Below are 22,252 nucleotides of genomic sequence, written 5' to 3' on the forward strand. Positions count from 1 at the left end.
CCCTGCGGGTGATCGGGATCGATCCTGGTCTCACGCGCTGTGGTGTCGGAGTGGTCGACGTCGCTCCCAATCGGCGGGCAACGCTCGTTTATGTTGGAGTCGTTCGTACGCCGCCAGAGATGGTGCTCGAAGAACGGCTGCGGGTGATCGGCGAAGGCATCGACGCGGTGATTGGCAAGTACGAGCCAACGCAGCTCTCTCTTGAACGCGTCTTTGCTCAAAACAATCTCAGTACCGTGATGGGCACTGCTCAAGCGAGCGGCGTCGCAATGTATGTCGCCGCGCGCCGGGGGCTTTCCGTCTCGCTACACACTCCGACCGAAGTCAAACTTGCGATTACTGGGTTCGGCGGAGCGGACAAGAAGCAAGTGGGCACCATGGTTGCCCGGGTTCTCGGTCTCGCCGAGGCACCCACACCAGCGGATGCCGCAGATGCGTGTGCCCTAGCAATCTGCGGTGCGTGGAAGAGTGGGCCGGGATTCTCGGCAGCGCCGCGGTCTGCTTCGGGCGATGCGAGCGCGAGCGGCGGCGGTGCTCGGCCTGGATTATCCGACGGTCCCGGGCTCACCCCGGCGCAGGAGGCGTGGCGGTCGGCAGAGAAGTCGGCGGGTGCTCGTAGGCTGAACCTATGATTTCTTCCCTTCGTGGCACCGTTCTCGCCGCGGTCGGAACCTCACTCGTTGTCGAAGTAGGGGGAGTGGGGCTCACTGTGAGCGTTACTCCCGAGCACGCGCTTTCGGTGCGGGTAGGTTCTGAGGCTCAGGTCAACACAGCGCTCATTGTTCGAGAAGATGACCTCGCCTTGTACGGCTTCCGGTCGCCCGACGAGCTCGAGGTCTTCAATCTCTTGCGAGGGGTCACTGGTGTTGGTCCTAAGAGCGCAATGGGAGTTCTTGCTGCGCTTACGCCCGATGATGTTGCTCGCGCTGTCACCGAAGAAAACGACTCTGCCTTTCGTAAGGTCTCGGGCATCGGTCCTAAAACCGCCAAGCTGATTGTGCTGAATCTCGCTGGCAAACTTGTCGTGTCGACACGCCAGCCGGGCGTAACCTCGGTCCGGTCGAATTCCGTCTCGGAGCAAGTGTCGATGGCGCTGCAAGGATTGGGCTGGCCCGAAAGACTCGCTCAGCCGGCTGCGGAGAGCGCACTGCGCGATGCAAGCAACGCTGAAGTTGACGACGTGCAAGCGATTTTGCGAAGGGCTATCTTGCTCGTCGGGTCTCGTAGTGGCAAGGCTGGTTCCTGATGTTTGAAAACGGCGACGATCTGGTTGCGAACCCCACAGTCGAGTCGGATGCCGAACTCGCGTTCGAGGGAGCGCTTCGACCGGCTTCTCTCGCCGAGTTTGTGGGGCAAACTAAAGTCCGAGGCCAGCTGCAGCTTCTTCTGCGCGCCGCAGCGATGCAAAACCGCACTGCCGACCACATTCTCCTCGCGGGCCCGCCCGGCCTGGGTAAAACAACTCTGGCGATGATCGTCGCCCACGAAAGTGACCGACCGTTGCGCCTCTCGAGCGGTCCCGCTATTCAGCACGCCGGCGATCTTGCGGCTGTCCTTTCTTCGCTGCTCCCCGGTGAAGTGCTCTTCATCGATGAAATTCACCGCATGGCGCGTTCGGCAGAAGAGATGCTGTACCTCGCGATGGAAGATTTCCGTATTGACATCATGGTGGGCAAAGGTGCCGGGGCAACCTCTATCCCGCTCGATATCGCTCCCTTTACTTTGGTCGGCGCGACGACGCGCTCGGGATTGCTTCCCAATCCGCTTCGCGATCGCTTCGGTTTCACCGCTCATCTTGAGTTTTACGACGAGCCTGAATTGGAGCGCGTAATTGCGCGTACGGCACGCATGCTCGACCTTGAGATCGATCACGAGGCAGTCGCTGAAATCGCGGGACGATGCCGGGGTACTCCTCGGATAGCGAACCGGTTGCTCCGTCGAGTCCGGGACTATGCGCTTGTCAACGACACCGTCGCAAGTAAGGACACCGTGCGTGCGGCTCTTGAGTTGTACGACGTTGATGAGCGTGGGCTGGATCGCCTTGACCGTGCGGTGATGATGACCGTGCTGGAACGGTTCGATGGCGGTCCAGTAGGCCTCAGCACGTTGGCTGTCTCGGTCGGCGAAGAGGCGGAGACGGTCGAGTCTGTCGTCGAACCGTTCCTTGTGCGGATCGGCCTGCTCACACGAACGCCGCGCGGGCGTGTAGCTACGCGGGCGGCCTGGGATCACTTCGGGATGACCGATCGGAATTCGAGTCATGCCGCCGATGAACTATAGTTTTACTGGCTTAACACGCGCCTCAGCTTGAGCGCCAGGCCCACAGACCAACCGAAAGGTACCTCATGGATCCTCTTTCCATTGCGATGCTCGCCATTCTCGGCGTGCTCATTTTCTTCATGTTCCGCAACAGCCGCAAGCGCAAGCAACAGATGGAAGAACTGCGCGGGCAGATGGTTCCTGGCGTGGACGTCATGACCAATTTCGGTCTCTTCGGCACGTTGATCACGATGGACACTGTCAAGAACGAAGCTGAGATCGAGATCAGCAAGGGTGTCATCGTTAAGGTGCACAGCCAAACTCTCGCCAAGGTCGTTGCCGAGGATGCTGTCGAAGATGGTGCACCTCGTTCGGTAGAGGAAGCAATGGAAATTGCTAATCGGGAGGCTGCGGAGCGTGAAGCAGCTACTGAAATTCCAACCGAGACGACGACTCCCGAATACGGCGAGCTTTCCGATTCAAAGGACGACAAGTCCTCAAAGTAGAGGAACGTGTCCCTGTAACCCACTAGTGTTGAGAGTCGTCCTACCCGGGGGCGGCTGTCCAACGCCGTGCGATTCTGCACAGCACTGTCAAGAAAGCTGAGTCAAATAGGTGGCAAGAACAACCCCTGTGAAGAACGCCTGGCGGGCCATTGTCTGGCTCACAGCAATCACGGTGGGACTCACCGTCTTGATTGGCGCTGGCTCCATCTTCGGTACGGCATCCTGGGCTCCTAAGCTCGCTCTCGACCTTGAGGGTGGCACTCAAATCGTTTTGGCGCCTCAATTGGAGAGCGGCCAGACGGTTTCCGGAGAGCAGCTCAACCAGGCTGTGTCGATTATTCGCGATCGAGTCGACGCCAGCGGTGTCGCTGAAGCAGAAGTGACGACGCAGGGTGGAACGAATGTCGTCGTTTCAATTCCGGGTGTGCCGGATGAAGAGACGCTCAACCGCATTCAGTCTTCTGCGAAGCTCGAGTTCCGCCCGGTTCTTTACACTGATGTCGCAGGTACCGCTGCCGCTGAGGAAACACCGGATCCGGCCGCGACTGATACTCCTTCAGGGGAGACGCCCACCCCGGAGCCGACTCTCGCGACGACCCCAACGGCAGCTCCGACTGATGCGAGTGACCTCAACTGGATCACGGAAGCTCTCTTCGATGAGTACACGAATTTCGATTGCGCTTCGTTAGACACGTTCAGTGTCGCCCCGGTCGACGAACCCCTCATTACGTGCGAGGCTGACGGCTCTTACAAGTACATTCTTGGTCCCGTTGAGGTCGAGGGCAGCACCATTACCGACGCATCGAGCGGTCTCATCACCAATTCGCAGGGCGTAAGCACCGGACAGTGGGGTGTTTTCCTGACATTTAATGATGGCGGCACCGCTGACGTTGCGGAGATGACAACGCGCCTGTTCGGGTTCGACCAGACCGACCCCCGCAATCGTTTCGCTATCGTCCTCGACGGTCAAGTCATTTCAGCACCGACCACTCAGGGCATCATTACCGGTGGTAATCCCCAGATCTCCGGAAGCTTTACTCAAGAGACGGCAACTGTTCTCGCTGACCAGCTAAAGTTCGGAGCGCTTCCCATTGGCTTTGAGGTACAAAGCAGTGAGACGATATCTGCCACGCTCGGAACGACTCAGCTGAGCTCGGGACTGATCGCAGGTCTGATCGGACTGCTTTTGGTCGTCGTGTACTCGTTGTTCCAGTACCGTCTTCTTGGCCTCGTCACGGTAGCCTCTCTCATCGTCGCCGGCGTTCTCACTTATCTCGTAATCGCTTACCTCTCGTGGCGGCACGGCTACCGCCTCTCTCTCGCCGGCGTCGCGGGTCTTATCGTCGCGATCGGTTTCACAGCAGACTCGTTCATTGTTTACTTTGAGCGTATTCGTGATGAGTTGCGCGATGGTCGCTCACTGACTGGCGCTGTGGAAGCAGGTTGGAAGCGAGCGCTACGCACGATCTCGGCGGCCAAGGCTGTCAACTTGCTCTCCGCCGTTGTCCTATTCGTGCTTGCCGTGGGAAACGTCAGAGGGTTCGCGCTGACGCTCGGGATCACAACGGTCATCGACGTACTCGTCGTGGTGTTGTTTACCCATCCTGTATTGCAATTGCTCGCGAGCACTCGCTTCTTCGCAAGCGGACATCCTTTGAGCGGTCTCGATCCCAATGCTCTCGGAGCCGTCTACCGTGGTCGTGCTCAATTCAGAACGCCGGTTGCCGCGAAGAACAAGGTGGGTGCTAGCCGCGAAGCAGCGCGCCGACAAACGATTGCCGAACGCAAGGCTGCTGATGTGGCCAGGCCCACAACAGATTCCAGCTCAGATGGAAAGGACTCCTGATGGCTAGCTTCTCGAAGTTTGGCAACGACCTCTACACAGGCGATGTGTCGATCAACTTCATCGGTCGCCGGAAGGTCTGGTTCGCTCTAGCGGCCGTGCTGATCGCGGTTTCGATTCTGGTTCCTGCACTTCGTGGTGGTTACGTATTCGGAATCGAATTCACCGGCGGATCCCAGTTCCAGATCGACTCAGTTGAAGCGCTCTCGAACCCCGACACAAGCGCCGACGCTCAGAATCTTGCAATCGACACTGTCGTTGGCGTCGTCGAAGAAGCGGCTCCAAAGGTAACCGTGGTGGGTACTAACTCGCTTCGCATCCAGACAGAGCAATTGGAGACCGAAGAATCGAACTCGGTGCGAGACGCCTTGGCTGGTGCATTCAACGTCGATAAAGACGCGGTGGCTGCCTCGTTCGTCGGTCCATCATGGGGAGCGGACATCACGGGGTCAGCCCTGCGTGCTCTTATCGTTTTCATTGCCTTGGCGGCGATCATGATGGCGATCTACTTCCGAACGTGGAAGATGTCGATCGCCGCGATGATCGCCTTGTTGCACGACATCGTCATCACGGCCGGTGTGTACGGCATTTTCGGCTTCGAGATCACACCCTCAGCAGTGATTGGGTTCCTTACGATCCTTGGATTCTCGCTCTACGACACTGTTGTAGTGTTCGACAAGATTCGGGAGAACACGTCGGAGGACGGTTCTGAGTCGCGTCGTACCTTCGGCGAGTCTGTTAACTTGGCGGTCAACCAAACACTAGTTCGGTCGATCAACACGGGTGTTGTTGCTGCGCTCCCCGTAGCCGCGATCCTCTTCATCGGAGCCTACGTGCTCGGTGCAGGCACGCTTCGCGACATCGCTTTGGCGCTGTTCATCGGGATCGTAGTGGGAACGTACTCGACGATCTTTATCGCTGCTCCGCTCTATGCACAGTTCCGTCAGAACGAGCCTGACATCCTCAGCCGCACGAAGCGACTGACTGTTGCTCGCGCTGCGGACAAGGGTAACAAGTAGCCAGCGTGCGCAGAGGGCAGAGTGTGCGTGCACACAGAGCTGATTTCGCTCTGAGCGACTATGTCTTCGATGGTTCCCATCGCAACCTAGAATCAATCTAGGAGGTAGCGGAGTGAGCGAAACGCAGCAGTCATCGGCGTCTTTCCGCGCGCTACTTCCGCGCCTATTCTCTCGCGCACAGCCGGCCGGCTCTGTTGAGAAGCTCCTTCGCACGGTAAAGACGAGCCACCCCAAGGCGAACCTCGCACTTATCGAGCGCGCATACGCCGCTGCATTTCGAGCCCATGATGGACAGAAGCGCAAAAGCGGTGAACCGTACATCACTCATCCGATCGCGGTGGCGCAGATCCTCGCCGAGTTGGGCATCGGCGAAAAGACGATCGCCGCTGCACTGCTTCACGACACGGTAGAAGACACTGCGTATTCCTTAGACGAACTCCGTCTTGAGTTCGGCGACGAGATCGCGATGCTCGTCGACGGTGTCACTAAGCTCGACAAGGTCAAGTACGGCGACAGCGCGCAGGCCGAGACAGTGCGAAAGATGATTGTGGCAATGTCTAAAGACATCCGCGTGCTCGTCATCAAGCTCGCAGACAGACTTCACAACGCACGGACGTGGGGATTCGTGCCACGAGAGTCTGCTTCTCGTAAAGCACAAGAGACTCTCGAGATCTATGCTCCCTTGGCGCACCGTTTGGGTATTCAAGCCATCAAGCTCGAGCTCGAAGACCTGTCGTTCGCTGTCCTCCATCCCAAGATTTATGTGGAGATCGAGAGCCTTGTATCCAAGCGAACTCCCCAACGGGACGAGTTTGTCAAACAGGTCATAGCCTCGGTGAAAGACGACCTCCGCACCTCTCGCATCAAAGGCGCAGTAGCCGGACGTCCGAAACAGTATTATTCGATCTACCAGAAGATGATCGTTCGGGGTCGCGAGTTCGATGAGATTTACGACCTTGTTGGCATTCGCGTGTTGGTGAACTCAGTACGAGACTGCTACGCGGTCCTGGGTTCAATCCACGCTCGCTGGAATCCTATTCCTGGCCGCTTCAAGGACTACATCGCGACCCCCAAGTTCAACCTCTACCAATCGCTCCACACGACAGTTATTGGTCCCCAAGGTCGTGCCGTGGAGATCCAGATTCGTACAAACGAAATGCACCATCGAGCTGAGTTCGGCGTTGCCGCACACTGGAAGTACAAGGATCGCGCTGCTGGGAAAGCAGTTGAATCTGCTCCAGCAGACAACGATATGGCGTGGTTGGCGCATATCACCGACTGGCAAGCAGAGACATCCGATCCCAGCGAGTTTCTCGAGTCGTTGCGTTTCGAAATCGGGGCGAAAGAGGTCTACGTCTTCACCCCGCAAGGAAAAGTTATCGGCCTCCCTGCTGGAGCCACACCGGTCGACTTCGCCTACGCGGTGCACACGGAAATTGGTCATCGCACCATGGGCGCTAAGGTCAACGGTCGACTAGTTCCCTTGGAGACTGCGCTCACCAGCGGCGACTCAGTAGAAGTTTTCACGTCGAAGAGCCCCGATGCCGCGCCCAGCCAAGACTGGCTAGGTTTTGTGAAGAGCACACGAGCTCGCAATAAGATTCGCGCATGGTTCACCAAGGAACGCCGCGACGAAGCCATAGAGCAGGGCAAAGATGCAATTGCGCGCGCAATGCGCAAGCAAAACATGCCGCTTCAGAAGCTCATGAGCCAAGAGTCATTCGCTGAACTGGCGGCGACCATGCGCTACGAAGACGTATCCGCCCTCTACGCTGCTGTGGGCGAAGGGCATATTTCAACTCAGTCTGTTATCGAGAAGCTCGTAGGTTCTCTCAGTAGCGGCACCGAGGAAGACGAGAACGAGCTAACTTTCCCCACAGCGGGAAAACTGCGTCCCTACAAGCACTCTGACTCAGGAATCCTCGTACGGGGGGCCCCAGATATCTTGGTCAAGTTAGCACGCTGCTGCACGCCGGTGCCGGGGGATGGTGTCGTCGGATTCATCACGCGCGGCGCTGGCGTGTCTGTACATCGTGACGACTGCAAGAACGTTCAGTCATTGCTAGATGAACCAGAGCGGATGATCGATGTGGAGTGGGCGCCTACGTCTAAGAGTCTCTTCTTGGTCCAAATTCAGGTGGAAGCTCTTGACCGGGCAGGCCTGCTCTCAGATATAACGAAAGTACTGAGTGAGACCCACGTCAACATTCTTTCGGCGACAGTAAACACCTCGACGGCTCGACTCGCGATCAGCAAGTTTGTGTTCGAAATGGGGGACACTACTCACCTCGATCGTGTGCTCAATGCAGTGCGGCGCGTCGACGCTGTCTATGACGTTTACCGGGTCAATAGCGGTTAGGTCGTTTCTAGGCCGCGGATGCGGCGTCTTTAAGCGCGTTTAATCGCTCTAATGCCAAGCGTTTTAGGGGTAGGTTTCGACGCGCATTGAGTGCATCGGCGCAGTCCTGATACCCGAAGCCCCCGTCACGCATTAGCGTCGCAATCGCAGCACTCTCCTGGGCACCGAGGGGTTCGCTGAAACGTGCGAGATCCAACACGGTTCGCAGCCGCGATGTCACGCTCACCCCGGACACGGTGTCAATATCGTCGGGTCCGATTACGACCTCTCGCAATACCGCGTTGAGCCCGTGTTGAGGGCGTGTTCGTGCGCCGATAGCCACGCAGAGTTCGTGCCGGTTCGGGGGATTGAGGGTTGCCGCCCAGACCCACGCTGCAGTCATGCGCTCCGCAATGATTCGATTGTCGAGAACAACGGCGAGAGCACGAGCGCGCAGGTGAACTGTGTCGAACTCATCGATAGGGCAAAAGCAGCTGTCGAGGGGGTAAAGTTCGCCATCAAGTGCTGCGCACTGCAGCTCAGCTAAGGGCAAGTCGTGTGCACTGAGTACGGGTGGCAATCGAGGTGTCATACCTCAATGGTGCGGCGACAGCGGGCCGCTCTCGACCACAGAGTCTGGTTCGGTGGAGAACCAGAACCCTGTGGACAAATTGCTACTTAAGAGCGCTCAACCATGCCTTACGGGCATCCAGAGCGTCTTGAGCGGCGGCGATTTTCTTGGCGTCCTTGGTAGCTTGGGCCTCAGCCAGTTCTGCTTCAAGCTTTTCGATGGCTTCATTGAGCTGGCCCAAGAAACCCTCGGAACGCTCTTGGCGTTCTGGATTGTTCTTGTTCCAGTGATCCTCATCGAGCTTGCGCACTGCGGTTTCGACCTTGCGCAGTCGCTCCTCAGCGACCTTGATCTTGTCGCGAGGTACCTTGCCGATTTCATCCCAGCGCTTCTGAATCGAGAAGAGCGCTTTCTTGGCTTGCACGCGGTCGGTCGAAGTGAGCAAAGGCTCAGCTTCTTCCAGAAGGGCCTTCTTCAGCTCCCAGTTAGCGGCGAACTCGACATTGTCTTGCGCATCGATTTCAGACTTCGCTGAGTAGAGAGCATCTCCAGCTTGCTTGAACTTAGCCCAGAGCGCATCGTCGAACTTCTTACCGGCGCGACCAGCGGCCTTCCATTGATCGAGGAGTCGACGGTATGTGGGGATTCCGTCTGCTCCCTGGGCGACGAGTGCTTCGGCCTGGTCCACCAGAGCTTGCTTGTCGGACCGCGCCGTCTTGTGTGCAGAGTCTAGTTCTGCAAAGAACGCGCGACGGTGAGTATCAATAGTGCTGCGCGCGGCACGGAATCGCTTCCATAGCTCGTTTGCCTCGTTCTTGGGCAAACGCGGGCCGTCAGCCTGGTGTGCCTTCCAGCGTGCAAAGATGTCATCCATCTGAGCGGTGACTTGCTTCCACTGAGCCTTGGCCGGGTCCGCTGCGGCGAGAGTCTCCGCCTCCACGACGAGCGCGGTGCGCGCTGTGATGGCCTCAGCCAGTGCCGCCTTCGCTTCTTCGCTTTGCTTTTCCGTAAGTTTGGAAACTGAGCCGCTCAAAGCTTCAACACGAGCGTTGAGAGCGGCCAGATCGCCTACGGCGTTGGCCGTCGTAATTGACTCTGTAAGGGCCTTAATCGCCTTGGAGACATCCGAAGCAGGAGCGCCGTTCTTGACTCGCTGTTCGAGCAGGGTTACTTGACCCGCTAGTTCGTGGTATTTGCGGGTGAAGTAGGCCAAAGCCTCTTCGGGAGTTCCGTCGGGGTACTGGCCGACGGCACGTTCGCCGTCTGCCTCTCGCACAAAAACGGTACCCGTCTCGTCGACGTGTCCCCACTCGTTCTGCTCTTGTGTAGCCAATTACTTCACCTTGCTGCTTATGCCGGAAGTCGCTGCCGGGTTACCCAAGCTTAGGACAACCGTGCTCTTCGTCGCTGACGCTGTTACTGGATCGTGAAGCCCGTGATGCTTGTGGCTACCACTGGTGCTCCGTCTTGGGCATCATCAACAATGCCACCAGCGACGATCTCGGATTGGAGAGCGTCGAGTCCGGAGACGACGCGACCGACGATGCTGTAGCCGCCGGCGGTATCGTCAGGAATGATTGCATCGTTGTAAACGATGAAGAATTGTCGGCCGTTGGAGAAGGCGTTGTCGCCCGTTCGCGCCATAGCTATAGTTCCCGCTGGGTAGAAGCCACCGACCCCTGAGTTCTCGATCGGGCCGTAGGCATAGTCGGGATCGCTTGCTCCGGTTCCATCAAGTGAACCGCACTGGATTAGTCCTGCGCTCTCAGTATCAACGAGACGGTGGCACGTGGTTCCTTCGTAGTAGCCAGAGGCTGCCGAATCAACGAGCGAAGACACAGCTTGGGGAGCGGCAGCGCCATCGAGTTCGATGTCTAGAACAACGTCATTGAGGGTGAGCTCGCCCGTCCATGTTCGGTTCTCTGCGAGTGCAAGGTCCGGAACGTCCCCGATGTTGCCCTGTGCCGTGGCTTCCGGTTCCGGAGTGAACGACGGTGCAGCCTCAGGGGTGCCCGGTCCCGAGGAGAAGTAGAAGACCTGTGCGGTCGCAACGAGAGCGATAACAAGGATGCCGACGCCGATCGCGAGCATGTTGTCGCGCTTGCGTCGCGCGATTGTGTTCTCGTGCACTGCGGCTCGCGCTGTGTACTGGCGCAGTCGTTCCCGAGCATCTCGTTGCTCGCGTGATTGCTTCTTGCTCGATGCCACCATTACTCCTTGAAGAATCGCGGATTTCGCCGCTGTCGTAGGAACGCCACAATGAACCTTACGGTCTCGCGCGAACCGCGACCAAACGCCACGGCGTGACCTCGCCGTCAGCGCCTACTGTATCGATGGTCGGCGCAGCCGATTACGATTGACGCATGGACGGTTCCGCAACTCTGCATAGCGGAGCAACACCTCTCGCAGTGCGCATGCGGCCGCTCACTATCGACGAGATAGTCGGTCAAAAGCACTTGCTGCAGCGAGGGTCGCCATTGATGCGTCTGGCATCGGATGCCGAGGGCAGTCACGGTTCGGCATCCATCATCCTCTGGGGTCCGCCCGGCACAGGCAAAACCACCATTGCCAAGGCCATCGCTCGCGGTTCACAGCGAAAATTTGTGGAACTGTCTGCGGTGACTGCCGGCGTGAAAGATGTGCGCCAGACAATGGAAGAAGCGCTCACCGCCCGCGATCTCTATGGTGTCTCCACAGTTTTGTTCCTCGACGAGATTCATCGCTTCACGAAGGCGCAGCAGGATGCTCTATTGCCGGGCGTTGAGAACGGCTGGGTCATCCTCATTGCCGCAACGACCGAGAATCCGTCTTTCTCTGTTATTTCGCCGCTACTGTCGCGCTCACTCTTGCTCACGCTGAATCAGCTTGACGATAACGACCTGGGCGAGCTCGTCGATCGTGCCGTGAGCGACCCACGAGGCCTTAAGGATGCTGTGGTTCTCGAGGCTGAGGCGCGGGCACTTCTTATTCGCTTGTCTTCTGGCGACGCACGTCGTGTTTTGACCGCGCTCGAGGCTTCCGCTGTTTCGGCTGCTAACGATGAAGGTGCTGCTTCGCCTGCAGTCGTGACTGCTGAACATGTCGCCAACGCTGTCGACCGAGCACTGTTGCGGTACGACAGACAGGGTGACGAACACTACGACGTCATCAGTGCCTTTATAAAGTCAGTTCGTGGTTCCGACGTTGATGCCGCATTGCACTATTTGGCCAGAATGATCGAAGCGGGGGAGGACCCGCGCTTTATTGCTCGGCGAGTGATCATTAGCGCCGCTGAGGACGTGGGAGTTGCCGATCCGCAAGCGCTGGTTATTGCTGTTGCTGCCGCTGATGCCGTCCAGCTTATTGGCATGCCTGAGGGCCGTATCCCGCTAGCTGAAGCCGTTGTATATTTGGCGACCGCACCCAAGTCGAATGCCGCTTACGCTGCTTTGGATGCCGCAATCGCCGATGTGCGCGCCGGCAAGATCGGGCGAGTACCTCCACCCCTTCGTGACGCTCACTACCCCGGCGCGAAGCGCTTGGGGCATGGAAAGGGTTATCGCTACTCTCACGATTCTGCGTTCGGCGTTGTGAAGCAGCAGTATCTCCCTGATGTGCTCAAGGGAACCGAGTACTACACGCCAACGAACAACGGAAACGAGCGCGAAGTCTCGGCGCGGTTGGCTAAGTTGCGCGAGATCATTCGCGGAGAATAGCCGCTCAACGGGACTGCGCGAGCGTGCGTGGCGATTCGTCGTCTGTAGAGCCGTGTCGTGGTAGAGTTATGCGTCCCAACGATACGGTTTCGGCGCGCGGCTGCAATGAAATCGAATATCGCGGAACACAGGTCTGTAGCCGACCAGGTTCCCTAGGGTCATCCCTCTTCTTTCGTCTGGTGTGTTGCGCACGCGCGTTCGCGTGCGAGTGATCATCAGATTGTTCTTACTTGAATCAATCGAAAAGGATCCTGTGTCTACTAAGTCACGTACCCGTAGCAAGACTCGTCTTTCGCGCGCACTGGGCATTGCCCTCACGCCGAAGGCAGCCAAGTACCTCGAAAAGCGCCCCTATGCTCCCGGTGAGCACGGTCGCACCAAGCGCAAGCAAGACAGTGACTATGCTGTTCGTCTCCGCGAGAAGCAGCGTCTACGTGCCCAGTACGGCATCCGTGAAGCTCAGCTGAAGATTCAGTTCGAGGAAGCACGCAAGACTGCTGGCCTCACCGGTGAAAACTTGGTTGAGCAGCTCGAAATGCGTCTCGACGCTCTGCTCGTTCGTTCGGCTATTGCTCGCACGACCGCTCAGGCTCGTCAGATGATTGTTCACCGTCACATCTTGGTTGACGGCCAGCTCGTTGACCGTCCCTCGTTCCGCGTTAAGCCGGGACAGCTCATGCACGTCAAGCCTCGCAGCGAGGGCATGGAGATCTTCCAGGTCGCAGCAGCAGGCGGACACGTTGATGTTCTCCCCAAGACCCCTGGTTACCTCGAGGTGGAAATCGACAAGCTGCAGGCACGTCTCGTACGTCGTCCGAAGCGCGCCGAAGTTCCCGTGACCTGTGAAGTTCAGCTCGTTGTTGAGTACTACGCAGCACGCTAACTAGCGAAAGAAAGGGCCGGAGCTATTGCTCCGGCCCTTTCTCGTTTTGCGGCGCTATTCGAGCCCAATCTCGAATAGCGTGTACATGTACATTTCTTCAGAGTGATCGGAGTAGCCATGACTGGCGGAGATATCGCAGGGCTCATCGCGGCCGGAGTATTCGCAATTTTGGTGGCGTTGCTCGCTATACCGCTGTTGAAGCTCGGCAAAGTGTTCGATGAGACGAGCGCGGCGATTCGAGGGGTCAGTGACAACCTCGATCCCATGCTCACAGAAGCGACCACGACGATTTCGGAAACAAATCGTCAGATCGCTCGGGTTGATGCAATTACTCGGAATGTCGAGGAGACGACGGGCAACATCTCGGCATTAGTAGCACTTGGTGCCGCTACTGTCGGCGGTCCTCTGATTAAGATCGCGGGCCTGAGCGCCGGCGTTCGCGCCGCGGTTCTGGCACTTCGCCCCAAGAGCCGCCGCTCATGACACTAAACCGCCTAAACTAATACGGTTCGTGTATCCCCAATCTGAAGGAGAAATATGAAAGGCGCAGTCCTTTTCGTCGTTGGAATTGCCGTCGGATTCGTGGCAGCTCATCAGGTAGCCAAAACTCCTGAAGGAAAACAGTTCTTCTCGGACGTCGACACAAAAGCTCGCGAGTTCACCAGCGCCGTCGTTGACGGCTACCGTGAGCGTGAAGCGGAGCTTCGCGACGCCGTAGCGGATGTCGAAGAAGCCGTTTCGGACTTCACAAAACGTTCCTAGCAAGACCATCAGGGCCCTTGGGCCGCAGTATTTAGTTCCCCGGGGATCCCATGCAAACCGCAGAAATTCAGAATCGTTGGCTGACCTATTTTGGTGAGCGCGGCCACACCATTGTGCCGTCGGCATCGCTTGTGAGCGATGACCCGACGCTGCTGTTCACCGTTGCTGGGATGGTGCCCTTCGTTCCTTACCTGACAGGACTCGTTCCTGCGCCTTATGACCGTGCAACAAGCGTTCAGAAGTGCATTCGCACTCTGGACATCGAAGAGGTCGGTAAGACCCCACGGCACGGCACCTTCTTTCAGATGAACGGAAACTTCTCGTTCGGTGATTACTTCAAGAAGGAAGCAATCCAGTTCGCCTGGGAGTTTCTCACCCTCGCTGAGGACAAAGGCGGGCTCGGGTTCCGGCCAGAAGACTTGTGGGTCACGGTCTACGAAGACGATGACGACGCGGTGGCGTACTGGAAAGAGACCGCAGGCCTCCCGGATGAGCGAATCCAGCGACTGGGGATGGACACCAATTATTGGTCAACAGGGCAGCCTGGTCCCGCTGGACCGTGCTCCGAGATCTTCTTTGACCGCGGTCCCGCCTATGGAGCAGACGGCGGCCCAGCAACCGACGATGACCGTTATGTTGAAATCTGGAATCTTGTCTTCATGCAGTACCTGCGCGGTGAGGGCAAAGGTAAAGAGTTCTCGATCTTGGGCGAGTTGCCGAAGCAGAACATCGACACCGGCATGGGCTTGGAACGCGTCGCGTTCTTGAAGCAGGGTGTCGAGAACATGTATGAAATCGACCAGGTTCGCCCTGTCCTTGATAAGGCGGCCGAGCTCGCTGGTCGCACCTATGGCGCTGACCATGATGCTGATGTTCGACTGCGCGTCGTGGCCGACCACGTGCGCTCGAGCCTCATGCTCATTTCGGATGGAGTGACTCCGAGCAACGAAGGCCGCGGTTACGTGCTCCGTCGCTTGCTTCGCCGCGCCGTTCGCGCAATGCGTTTGCTTGGAGTTGAAGGCGCGACGTTCGCGGAGCTCTTCCCGGCATCCCGTGACGCCATGAAGGCCGCCTACCCTGAAGTCGCGAAGGACTATAACCGCATTTCTCGCATTGTGCTCGCAGAAGAAGACACCTTCTTACGCACGCTTGCCAGCGGAACAACCATTCTTGACACGGCCGTGGAGCACACGAAGCAGTCGGGCCTCGCGCAGCTTCCCAGCGATACAGCTTTCCTTCTCCATGACACTTTCGGATTCCCGATCGACCTGACACTCGAGATGGCGGGCGAAGCCGGACTCAGCGTCGACCGCGAGGCATTCGACACGCTCATGAAGCAACAGCGTGACCGTGCAAAGGCGGATGCAAGCTCAAAGAAGCAGCACTTGGCCGATCTTTCGGTTTACAGCGCTTTCCGCGCTCTAGGCGAAACCACATTTACCGGCTACGAGAACCTTGAGACTGAGTCGAGCGTGATCGGAATCATCGTCGACGGTCTTTCGGTAAACCGCGCCACCGCGGGTCAAACCGCCGAGGTTATTCTGGCTGAAACCTCGCTTTATGCCGAATCTGGTGGTCAAGAAGCGGATGCCGGCGCGATCGTGGGCGCGAGCTTCCACTTAGAAGTCCTCGACGTTCAGCGTCCCGTCAAGGGACTCATCAGTCACAAGGTGAAGGTAACGGCGGGTGAGGTCGGAGTTGGCGATCCGGCAAGTGCGCTAGTCGACGCCGACTGGCGCCGTGGCGCTACGCAGGCTCACTCGGCGACTCACGTCATCCATGCCGCTCTTCGCCAAATTTTGGGTAAGGATGCTCACCAGTCAGGGTCATACAACAAAGCTGGCTACATGCGTCTTGACTTCTCGTGGTCGCAAGCCCTGTCTGTCGAGACAAAGACTGAGATTGAAGAGGTCGCGAACACTGCAGTGCGCGACAACTTGGAAGTCTCGACGCGCATCATGGCGCTCGACGACGCGAAGGACCTTGGTGCCATGGCACTCTTCGGCGAAAAGTATGGTGACACGGTTCGCGTTGTTGAGATCGGTGGCCCGTGGTCACTTGAGCTCTGTGCGGGAACGCACGTCGCACGCTCGTCTGAAATCGGTCTCATTTCCCTCGTGGGTGAATCTTCGGTGGGCTCAGCCAATCGCCGAATCGAGTCTCTCGTCGGTTTGAATGCGTTCCGTAACTTCGCCACTGAACGCGCAATCGTGAGCGAGCTCACGACCAACCTGAAAACCCCGCGCGAGCAGTTGCCTGAGCGCATCTCCGAACTTCTTGCCAACCTGAAGGCCGCTGAACGCAAAATCGCGCAGCTCGAAGCCGGCCAATTGTCGCAGCGTGTACCCGCCTTGGTTGAATCGGCGCAGGTTGCGGGATCAGTGAAGCTGGTCGTTGAGAACGTCGGAGAGCTAGCCTCTACGGATGATCTCCGTGGTCTGGTTCAATCAGTACGGGAGCGACTCGGCGCTGAAGCTGCTGTAGTCGCTCTTGCCGCAACGATTGGCGACAAGCCTGCAGTAATCGTCGCAACCAACGAAGCATCACGCGCGCACGGTGTCGCCGCGGGAGCCTTGGCGAAGGCTGCCGCGGGAGTGCTCGGTGGAGGCGGAGGTGGCAAGCCTGATATTGCCCAAGGCGGCGGCGCGAATCCTGCTTCGATCCCCGAAGCTCTCGCTCTCATCGTGTCGACTCTGTCTGCCTAGTCCATGCGTTCTGGTACCCGAATCGGCGTCGATGTCGGCAAGGTGCGCGTAGGGGTTGCGCGGAGTGATCCGCACGGAATGCTAGCGACCCCTGTCGAAACAGTTCAGCGCGCTCAGGCGAGCGTGAAGCGTGTAATCGCGTTGGCCGAAGAATACGGCGCTGTTGAGTTCGTGGTCGGTCTTCCGATCGCGCTCTCAGGACAGGATACTGCTTCGACTGGTGATGCGCGAACTTTCGCTCAGCAACTGGCTGATCGCTCGGGGCTACCCGTGCGTTTGGTCGATGAGCGGATGAGCACGATGACAGCCCAAACCGCGCTTCGTGCATCCGGTCGTACGACAAAAAACTCTCGTTCTGTCGTCGATCAGGTTGCCGCCGTTATAATTTTGCAACATGCCCTCGACTTCGAGCGCTCGGCGGAACGACCACCGGGAGAGCTCGTTGACCCGACGCAAGGATCTTGAATCATGGCCGATGAACCGAGCTGGGATGACATTTTCAGTGACCAACCCGCTGCCGGCGAGCCCAAATCAGCTCGCGACGCTGCGGCTCACGGCACCGATACGTCCCAAGAGCAGGCAGCTGCGCCCGAAACCAACGCTGCTAGGCCTGCTCCCCAAGCAGCGCCAGCCAGCGGTCAGCCGATGACTCGTCGCGAGGCTCGAGCGGCTCAAGACGCCTTAGAAGCCCAGAACAAGCATGAGTCGCAGTTGCCTGCGGTAACACAGGCAGCTCGAGAAGCCGACGCTCTCGTCACCTTCGAAGAACTTACAGCCGGCACCAATTCATCGGCGACCGGCGCCGCAATAACAGCACCGGCAGTCTCCCAGGGCGGTAGCGGCGGTGGAGATGAACCTCCGCGAAAGAAGCGTCGACTTGGTCTAATCATCGGTCTACCGATCCTCATTCTTGGTTTGATCGCAGGCGGTGTTGTCGCGTTCGGCTGGATCAACTACGAAGATAAGATTCGCGAGATTATGGGATGGGAGCTCGCGAACGACTTCGAGGGCACAGGTAACGGAGAAGAAGTAATCGTCGCCGTCAACTCGGGCGATATCGGCTCAGACATCGCCAGAAGCCTGAACGTCGCGGGAGTCACGATGACGTTCGACGCTTTCTATGACCTCTTGCTCGAACAGGAAACTGACCCGGCTTTCTTCCCTGGTAACTACGCGCTGCAAAAGGAGATGAGCGCACAGGCTGCACTCGACGCCCTGCTCGATCCTGAAAACAAGGTGACTGACCGTCTTCTCATCACCGAGGGCACCACGCTGCCCGATGCGCTTGAGATCATCGCTGAGACAACGGGCATTCCTCTGGCCGAGGTGCAGACGGCCTCCGAAGATCTGGCGCATTTTGGACTTCCGAGTGAAGCTGTGAGTCTTGAAGGGTATCTCTTCCCCGCTACCTATGAACTTGATGGTGGCCAAGACCCATACGCTGTGCTCGACCTTATGGTCAACACGATGTACGAAAAGCTGGATGCCGCCGGTGTTGCCGTTGAGGATCGCTATCGTATCCTCACCATGGCGGCGCTCGTGCAGCGTGAGGCGGGCCCAAACACCGACGATTTCTACAAGATTGCTCGAGTGTTCTACAACCGTCTCGACCAAGACATGCTCTTGCAGTCGGATGCCACGGTGGCCTACGGCACAGGGAATCTACACACCGTGTGGACGACCGATGCGGAACGAGCGGACGCAAGCAATCCCTACAACACCTATGCAAATCCTGGCCTTCCCGTGGGGCCGATCGGGTTGCCGGGTGAACTCGCTATCGATGCAGCGATCAACCCTGCCGCCGGCGATTGGTTGTTCTTCGTGCCGATCAACCTGGCGACGGGGGAGACTGTCTTCACGACAAACGTTGAAGACCATGAGGCCGCAGCCCAGCGCCTGCGCGATTGGTGCGCCGAGAGCGACGAGAATGGAAGCTATTGCTAGAGCGCTCAACCCAATTTCCCTCATCTCCGAGTCGGACTCGGCTTGCGGTCTTAGGCTCGCCTATCGCGCATTCCTTGAGCCCCGCCATCCACAGGGCCGCTTATGAAACCCTCGGTTTCGACTGGGAGTACGACGCGATTGAACTCTCAGGGGAGTCGCTTCCGGCGTTTCTTTCAGCTCTCGACGGACGCTGGCGGGGGCTTTCCCTGACGATGCCTCTGAAGCGAGACGTCGTTTCATTGCTGGATTGGGCGGATCCTCTCGTCGAGTTGGTGGGCGGCGCGAACACCGTTGTTGTTAGCGACGACGGACTGCGTGGTTTTAACACTGATGTTGAGGGCGCAATGCGCAGCATTCTTGATGCAGGCCTCTCCGAGCTGCGCGCTGTATGGATTCTCGGAGCTGGAGCGACCGCCGCATCGCTGCTTGTCGCCGCGATCCGCATGGGCGCTTCAACGATCACAGTCTTTGCTCGTACACCTTCAAAAGCCAGCCCACTTCAGGAGTTGGGCGAGTCTTTGGGCGCTACAGTGATCGTTCGCCAGTGGAGAGAAGCTGCGGAAATTTCGGAGCCCCCCACGGTGATCATCACGACTGTGCCTGGCGGGGCAATGGATCTGAAGTTCGCGCTGAGCGTGCGCGAGGCCGCCGCGCTCTTCGACGTTGCCTATGACCCCTGGCCAAGCGCGGTTGCGCAGAGTTGGTTCGATGCGGGCGGAACCGTCATTTCAGGGCACGACCTTCTCGTGAATCAAGCGATCGCACAAGTGCGAATTTTTGCATCAGGCGTCGCTGATGTTCCGTTGTCGCGGGAGGCAGATGCAATTGACGCGATGCGGCGAGCGGTGAGCGAGCAGCCTCAGGCACACGAGACCTCGTAGCCCGCGCGAAAGTCGGCCCTTCTCATGTGGGAGGATTGACGCATGCTTCGATGGTTAACGGCCGGGGAATCTCACGGCCCCGAATTGGTTGCAATTCTTGAGGGGATGCCGTCAGGTGTGCCCATCTCACCCGAACAGATTCAGGCGGATCTGGTGCGTCGCACTCTCGGCTACGGTCGCGGAGCCCGGATGAAGTTCGAGCAGGATGAGCTCAGTCTCAGCGGCGGCATCCGCTTTGGTCTCACGATGGGTAGTCCGGTCGCTTTGCGCATCGGAAACACCGAGTGGCCACGCTGGGTTGATGTCATGAGCCCCGTTCCGGTCGACCCGGAGACTTTGCCCAAAGGCCGCGGTGCTGCGTTGACACGTCCCCGGCCAGGTCACGCGGATCTCGTCGGAATGCAGAAGTACGATTTTGCTGAGTCACGCAACGTTCTCGAACGCGCAAGCGCGCGTGAGACTGCCGCTCGCGTCGCTCTGGGCGCCGTAGCGCGCGCTTTTTTGGAGGGCCTCGGCATCCGGTTGGTGAGCCACACGCTCTCGATCGGCACCGTGCGTTCGCCAGAAGGTAGCGCGTTGCCGTCAGCCGACGATGTTGCAACTCTAGACGCGGATCCGCTGCGGTGCTTCGACCCTGAGACGTCGAAGCGTATGGTCGCTGAAGTTGATCTCGCCCACGAAGATGGTGACACTCTCGGCGGTGTAGTCGAAGTTCTTGCGTACGGCCTTCCCCCGGGGCTTGGCTCCTACACCCACTGGGACCGCCGGCTCGATGCTCAGCTTTCGGCTGCCCTCATGGGCATCCAGGCAATAAAGGGTGTCGAGGTTGGCGATGGTTTCGAGACTGCAGCCCGCCGTGGCTCTGTTGCGCATGACGAACTCGTTCACGGCGACGACGGAATCTCCCGCCTCAGTGACCGTGCTGGCGGCATCGAGGGTGGTATGACAACCGGTACCGTACTCCGGGTTCGTGCGGCTATGAAACCGATCTCAACCGTGCCTCGTGCTCTTCGCACGGTCGACGTCGCCACTGGTGAGGCAGCCGTTGCCCACCATCAGCGCTCTGATGTCTGTGCGGTTCCGGCATCCGGCGTCGTTGCAGAAGCTATGGTTGCACTCACTCTTGCTAATTCGGTGCTCGAGAAGTTTGGCGGCGACTCGCTCGGCGAGACGAAGCGCAATCTTAACTCCTACCTCGCTGCGATTCCCGAGTCGCTCAGTACTACTCAGGCGTCCCGTGCTGAATGACAGTGGCGCCCACGTGGTGATCATTGGAGCACCGGGTGCCGGAAAAACAAAGGTTGGCAAGAAGCTGGCGAAGATTCTGGATGCCCCGCTGATCGATACCGACAAAGTTGTTGTGGCCTCGCATGGCCCTATCGCGGAGCTTTTCGCTGAATTCGGCGAAGAATACTTCCGCGAACGTGAGCGCGAGGCTGTTGCCAATGCGTTGCTAGAGCCTGCCGTAGTAACACTCGGTGGGGGAGCGGTGCTCAACCAGGAGACCCGTGCTGATCTCGCATCGCATCGGGTTGTGCAACTGACAATGTCGAAAGCTGCAGCGCGCCTCCGTATCGCAGGCACGAAACGCCCCCTCGCGAAGAACGCTGATGAGTGGGAGAAGCTCGTGGAGGCTCGGCGCCCAATCTACGATGAGCTCTCATTGCTCACGATCGACACTTCACTGAAGCCAATGGACAAAGTCGCGCATGAAATAGCCGACTGGTTGGGAACCCAACAGCAATGACCGAAACAACGATCATCCCGGTCGCCGGAGTGAGTCCTTATGACGTACTGATCGGGCGTGGCTTGTTGCCGCAGCTTTCCGAGCAGTTGGGTCCGCGAGTAGCGAAAGTGCTCATCATTCACCCGCCAACGCTTGGTGCGCGAGCAAACGCACTCCGCGAATCTCTGTCGCAGAACTACGAGGTGCTTCTTGCGGAGATTCCAGATGCCGAAGACGCTAAGCGCGTCGAAGTTGCGGCGTTCTGCTGGCAGATCATGGGGCAGACCGATTTCACTCGCACTGACGCTGTCATAGGCTTTGGCGGCGGAGCAGCGACCGACCTCGCTGGGTTCGTCGCTGCTACCTGGCTGCGTGGCGTGAAGCTGATTCAGTGCCCAACGAGTGTCGCTGGAATGGTTGATGCGGCCGTCGGCGGTAAGACAGGTATTAATACGGCAGAGGGCAAGAATCTCGTGGGTGCCTTCTACGCGCCGAGTGCTGTTGTGGCGGATCTCGATGTTCTCGATGACCTCCCACGCAACGAGATTCTCGCTGGTTTCGCGGAGATCGTAAAGTGCGGATTCATCGGCGAGCCTGAGATTCTCGATCTCATCGAAGCGGACGTGGATGCCGTCACCGACCCCCATTCTGATTCTTTCCGTCGGGTCGTCGAGCTTTCGATCGGGCTGAAGGCTCGAGTTGTTGGGGAAGATTTTACAGAGACAGGCGTACGCGAAATTCTGAATTACGGTCATACTCTTGGCCACGCAATCGAACATGCCGAGCGCTACCGTTGGCGTCATGGCGCGGCGGTATCTGTCGGTATGGTGTTTGCTGCTGAGCTGGCGCATCTAGCGGGCTCGTTGAGTTCTGACATCGTGGACCGTCACCGCAGCATATTGCAATCCTTGAGCTTGCCCATCGATTACCCCTTGGGCCGGTGGAACACGCTTCTGGCCACGATGCAACGCGATAAGAAAGCTCGTGCCGGCATGATTCGTTTCGTGGTGCTTGATTCCGTGGGACACACGTCGATGCTCAACGGTCCGGACGAAGCAATGCTGTACTCGGCGTACCAAGAAGTCGGGGTCTAGCGGGCTCGTCTCGCTAGAGTGGAGCG

Annotated in this window: 21 protein-coding genes; 18 read left to right on the forward strand and 3 right to left on the reverse strand. The window is 58.4% G+C overall.

All coding sequences use genetic code 11. The features are described from left to right. Positions 1 to 2: 2 nt before the first annotated feature. From ruvC to AACZ26_RS07590, 7 genes are all read left to right on the forward strand, one after another. Positions 3 to 632, forward strand: coding sequence for a crossover junction endodeoxyribonuclease RuvC (ruvC, locus tag AACZ26_RS07560; RefSeq protein ID WP_339620650.1), 630 nt, complete (start codon positions 3 to 5; stop codon positions 630 to 632). Then, positions 629 to 1,246 (forward strand): Holliday junction branch migration protein RuvA, encoded by a 618-nt coding sequence (gene ruvA, locus AACZ26_RS07565; RefSeq protein WP_339620388.1) that lies wholly within the window; start codon positions 629 to 631, stop codon positions 1,244 to 1,246. The genes ruvC and ruvA overlap by 4 nt, the downstream gene beginning before the upstream one ends. Beyond that, positions 1,246 to 2,280: a Holliday junction branch migration DNA helicase RuvB gene (ruvB, locus tag AACZ26_RS07570; RefSeq protein ID WP_339620389.1), complete on the forward strand. Its 1,035-nt coding sequence runs from the start codon at positions 1,246 to 1,248 to the stop codon at positions 2,278 to 2,280. Before ruvA ends, ruvB begins: the two co-directional genes overlap by 1 nt. A 65-nt stretch (positions 2,281 to 2,345) precedes the next feature. Then, positions 2,346 to 2,765 carry a preprotein translocase subunit YajC gene (locus tag AACZ26_RS07575; RefSeq protein ID WP_339620391.1) on the forward strand — a complete coding sequence of 140 codons (420 nt, stop codon included), beginning with the start codon at positions 2,346 to 2,348 and terminating at the stop codon, positions 2,763 to 2,765. Between the two features lie 109 nt (positions 2,766 to 2,874). Beyond that, the gene (secD, locus tag AACZ26_RS07580) at positions 2,875 to 4,611 is read left to right on the forward strand and encodes a protein translocase subunit SecD (protein WP_339620393.1); all 1,737 of its coding nucleotides are present in this window, start codon (positions 2,875 to 2,877) and stop codon (positions 4,609 to 4,611) included. Then, a complete protein-coding gene (gene secF, locus AACZ26_RS07585; RefSeq protein WP_339620394.1) occupies positions 4,611 to 5,627 on the forward strand; it encodes a protein translocase subunit SecF in 1,017 nt (338 codons plus the stop codon). The genes secD and secF overlap by 1 nt, the downstream gene beginning before the upstream one ends. A 112-nt stretch (positions 5,628 to 5,739) precedes the next feature. Beyond that, the gene (locus AACZ26_RS07590) at positions 5,740 to 7,986 is read left to right on the forward strand and encodes a bifunctional (p)ppGpp synthetase/guanosine-3',5'-bis(diphosphate) 3'-pyrophosphohydrolase (RefSeq protein WP_339620396.1); all 2,247 of its coding nucleotides are present in this window, start codon (positions 5,740 to 5,742) and stop codon (positions 7,984 to 7,986) included. Positions 7,987 to 7,993: 7 nt separating this feature from the next. Here AACZ26_RS07590 and AACZ26_RS07595 read toward each other — a convergent pair whose 3' ends face one another. The 3 genes from AACZ26_RS07595 to AACZ26_RS07605 all read right to left on the reverse strand — a co-directional run bounded on the left by AACZ26_RS07595 (position 7,994) and on the right by AACZ26_RS07605 (position 10,747). Next, positions 7,994 to 8,557, reverse strand: a complete 564-nt coding sequence (locus AACZ26_RS07595) for a hypothetical protein (RefSeq protein ID WP_339620398.1) — start codon at positions 8,555 to 8,557, stop codon at positions 7,994 to 7,996. 82 nt (positions 8,558 to 8,639) lie between these two features. Further along, positions 8,640 to 9,869, reverse strand: a complete 1,230-nt coding sequence (locus tag AACZ26_RS07600; protein WP_339620399.1) for a DUF349 domain-containing protein — start codon at positions 9,867 to 9,869, stop codon at positions 8,640 to 8,642. An 83-nt stretch (positions 9,870 to 9,952) separates the two neighbouring features. Continuing rightward, positions 9,953 to 10,747 carry a peptidylprolyl isomerase gene (locus AACZ26_RS07605; RefSeq protein ID WP_339620400.1) on the reverse strand — a complete coding sequence of 265 codons (795 nt, stop codon included), beginning with the start codon at positions 10,745 to 10,747 and terminating at the stop codon, positions 9,953 to 9,955. 152 nt (positions 10,748 to 10,899) lie between these two features. On the opposite strand from AACZ26_RS07605, the gene AACZ26_RS07610 reads away from it, so the two are divergent. The 11 genes from AACZ26_RS07610 (at position 10,900) to aroB (ending at position 22,226) form a co-directional block, all read left to right on the forward strand. Further along, entirely contained in the window at positions 10,900 to 12,231 is a 1,332-nt protein-coding gene (locus AACZ26_RS07610; RefSeq protein ID WP_339620402.1) for a replication-associated recombination protein A, read from the forward strand. Positions 12,232 to 12,484: 253 nt separating this feature from the next. Next, positions 12,485 to 13,114, forward strand: a complete 630-nt coding sequence (rpsD, locus tag AACZ26_RS07615) for a 30S ribosomal protein S4 (protein ID WP_339620403.1) — start codon at positions 12,485 to 12,487, stop codon at positions 13,112 to 13,114. A 117-nt stretch (positions 13,115 to 13,231) separates the two neighbouring features. Further along, a complete protein-coding gene (locus AACZ26_RS07620) occupies positions 13,232 to 13,597 on the forward strand; it encodes a DUF948 domain-containing protein (RefSeq protein ID WP_339620405.1) in 366 nt (121 codons plus the stop codon). A 54-nt stretch (positions 13,598 to 13,651) separates the two neighbouring features. Continuing rightward, positions 13,652 to 13,876: a hypothetical protein gene (locus tag AACZ26_RS07625; RefSeq protein WP_339620407.1), complete on the forward strand. Its 225-nt coding sequence runs from the start codon at positions 13,652 to 13,654 to the stop codon at positions 13,874 to 13,876. 50 nt (positions 13,877 to 13,926) lie between these two features. Continuing rightward, entirely contained in the window at positions 13,927 to 16,581 is a 2,655-nt protein-coding gene (gene alaS, locus AACZ26_RS07630; protein ID WP_339620409.1) for an alanine--tRNA ligase, read from the forward strand. Positions 16,582 to 16,584: 3 nt separating this feature from the next. Beyond that, on the forward strand, positions 16,585 to 17,046 hold the full coding sequence (gene ruvX, locus AACZ26_RS07635; protein ID WP_339620411.1) for a Holliday junction resolvase RuvX: 462 nt from the start codon (positions 16,585 to 16,587) through the stop codon (positions 17,044 to 17,046). A gap of 3 nt (positions 17,047 to 17,049) precedes the next feature. After that, on the forward strand, positions 17,050 to 18,525 hold the full coding sequence (gene mltG, locus AACZ26_RS07640; protein WP_339620412.1) for an endolytic transglycosylase MltG: 1,476 nt from the start codon (positions 17,050 to 17,052) through the stop codon (positions 18,523 to 18,525). Then, a complete protein-coding gene (locus AACZ26_RS07645) occupies positions 18,519 to 19,406 on the forward strand; it encodes a shikimate dehydrogenase (RefSeq protein ID WP_339620413.1) in 888 nt (295 codons plus the stop codon). The genes mltG and AACZ26_RS07645 overlap by 7 nt, the downstream gene beginning before the upstream one ends. A gap of 42 nt (positions 19,407 to 19,448) precedes the next feature. Continuing rightward, entirely contained in the window at positions 19,449 to 20,654 is a 1,206-nt protein-coding gene (gene aroC, locus AACZ26_RS07650; protein ID WP_339620415.1) for a chorismate synthase, read from the forward strand. Further along, positions 20,644 to 21,153, forward strand: a complete 510-nt coding sequence (locus AACZ26_RS07655) for a shikimate kinase (protein ID WP_339620417.1) — start codon at positions 20,644 to 20,646, stop codon at positions 21,151 to 21,153. Before aroC ends, AACZ26_RS07655 begins: the two co-directional genes overlap by 11 nt. Further along, positions 21,150 to 22,226, forward strand: a complete 1,077-nt coding sequence (gene aroB / locus AACZ26_RS07660) for a 3-dehydroquinate synthase (protein ID WP_339620418.1) — start codon at positions 21,150 to 21,152, stop codon at positions 22,224 to 22,226. Before AACZ26_RS07655 ends, aroB begins: the two co-directional genes overlap by 4 nt. Positions 22,227 to 22,252: the final 26 nt, after the last annotated feature.

The sequence above is a fragment of the uncultured Salinibacterium sp. genome (assembly GCF_963974405.1).
GTDB lineage: Bacteria > Actinomycetota > Actinomycetes > Actinomycetales > Microbacteriaceae > Rhodoglobus.

Bases quoted from the DNA above. Each gene is read 5' to 3' on its own strand.
- ruvA (WP_339620388.1), top strand. From the start codon at position 629: ATGATTTCTTCCCTTCGTGGCACCGTTCTCGCCGCGGTCGGAACCTCA.
- ruvB (WP_339620389.1), top strand. From the start codon at position 1,246: ATGTTTGAAAACGGCGACGATCTGGTTGCGAACCCCACAGTCGAGTCG.
- AACZ26_RS07575 (WP_339620391.1), top strand. From the start codon at position 2,346: ATGGATCCTCTTTCCATTGCGATGCTCGCCATTCTCGGCGTGCTCATT.
- secF (WP_339620394.1), top strand. From the start codon at position 4,611: ATGGCTAGCTTCTCGAAGTTTGGCAACGACCTCTACACAGGCGATGTG.
- AACZ26_RS07595 (WP_339620398.1), bottom strand. From the start codon at position 8,557: ATGACACCTCGATTGCCACCCGTACTCAGTGCACACGACTTGCCCTTA.
- AACZ26_RS07605 (WP_339620400.1), bottom strand. From the start codon at position 10,747: ATGGTGGCATCGAGCAAGAAGCAATCACGCGAGCAACGAGATGCTCGG.
- AACZ26_RS07610 (WP_339620402.1), top strand. From the start codon at position 10,900: ATGGACGGTTCCGCAACTCTGCATAGCGGAGCAACACCTCTCGCAGTG.
- AACZ26_RS07620 (WP_339620405.1), top strand. From the start codon at position 13,232: ATGACTGGCGGAGATATCGCAGGGCTCATCGCGGCCGGAGTATTCGCA.
- AACZ26_RS07625 (WP_339620407.1), top strand. From the start codon at position 13,652: ATGAAAGGCGCAGTCCTTTTCGTCGTTGGAATTGCCGTCGGATTCGTG.
- alaS (WP_339620409.1), top strand. From the start codon at position 13,927: ATGCAAACCGCAGAAATTCAGAATCGTTGGCTGACCTATTTTGGTGAG.
- ruvX (WP_339620411.1), top strand. From the start codon at position 16,585: ATGCGTTCTGGTACCCGAATCGGCGTCGATGTCGGCAAGGTGCGCGTA.
- mltG (WP_339620412.1), top strand. From the start codon at position 17,050: ATGGCCGATGAACCGAGCTGGGATGACATTTTCAGTGACCAACCCGCT.
- aroC (WP_339620415.1), top strand. From the start codon at position 19,449: ATGCTTCGATGGTTAACGGCCGGGGAATCTCACGGCCCCGAATTGGTT.
- aroB (WP_339620418.1), top strand. From the start codon at position 21,150: ATGACCGAAACAACGATCATCCCGGTCGCCGGAGTGAGTCCTTATGAC.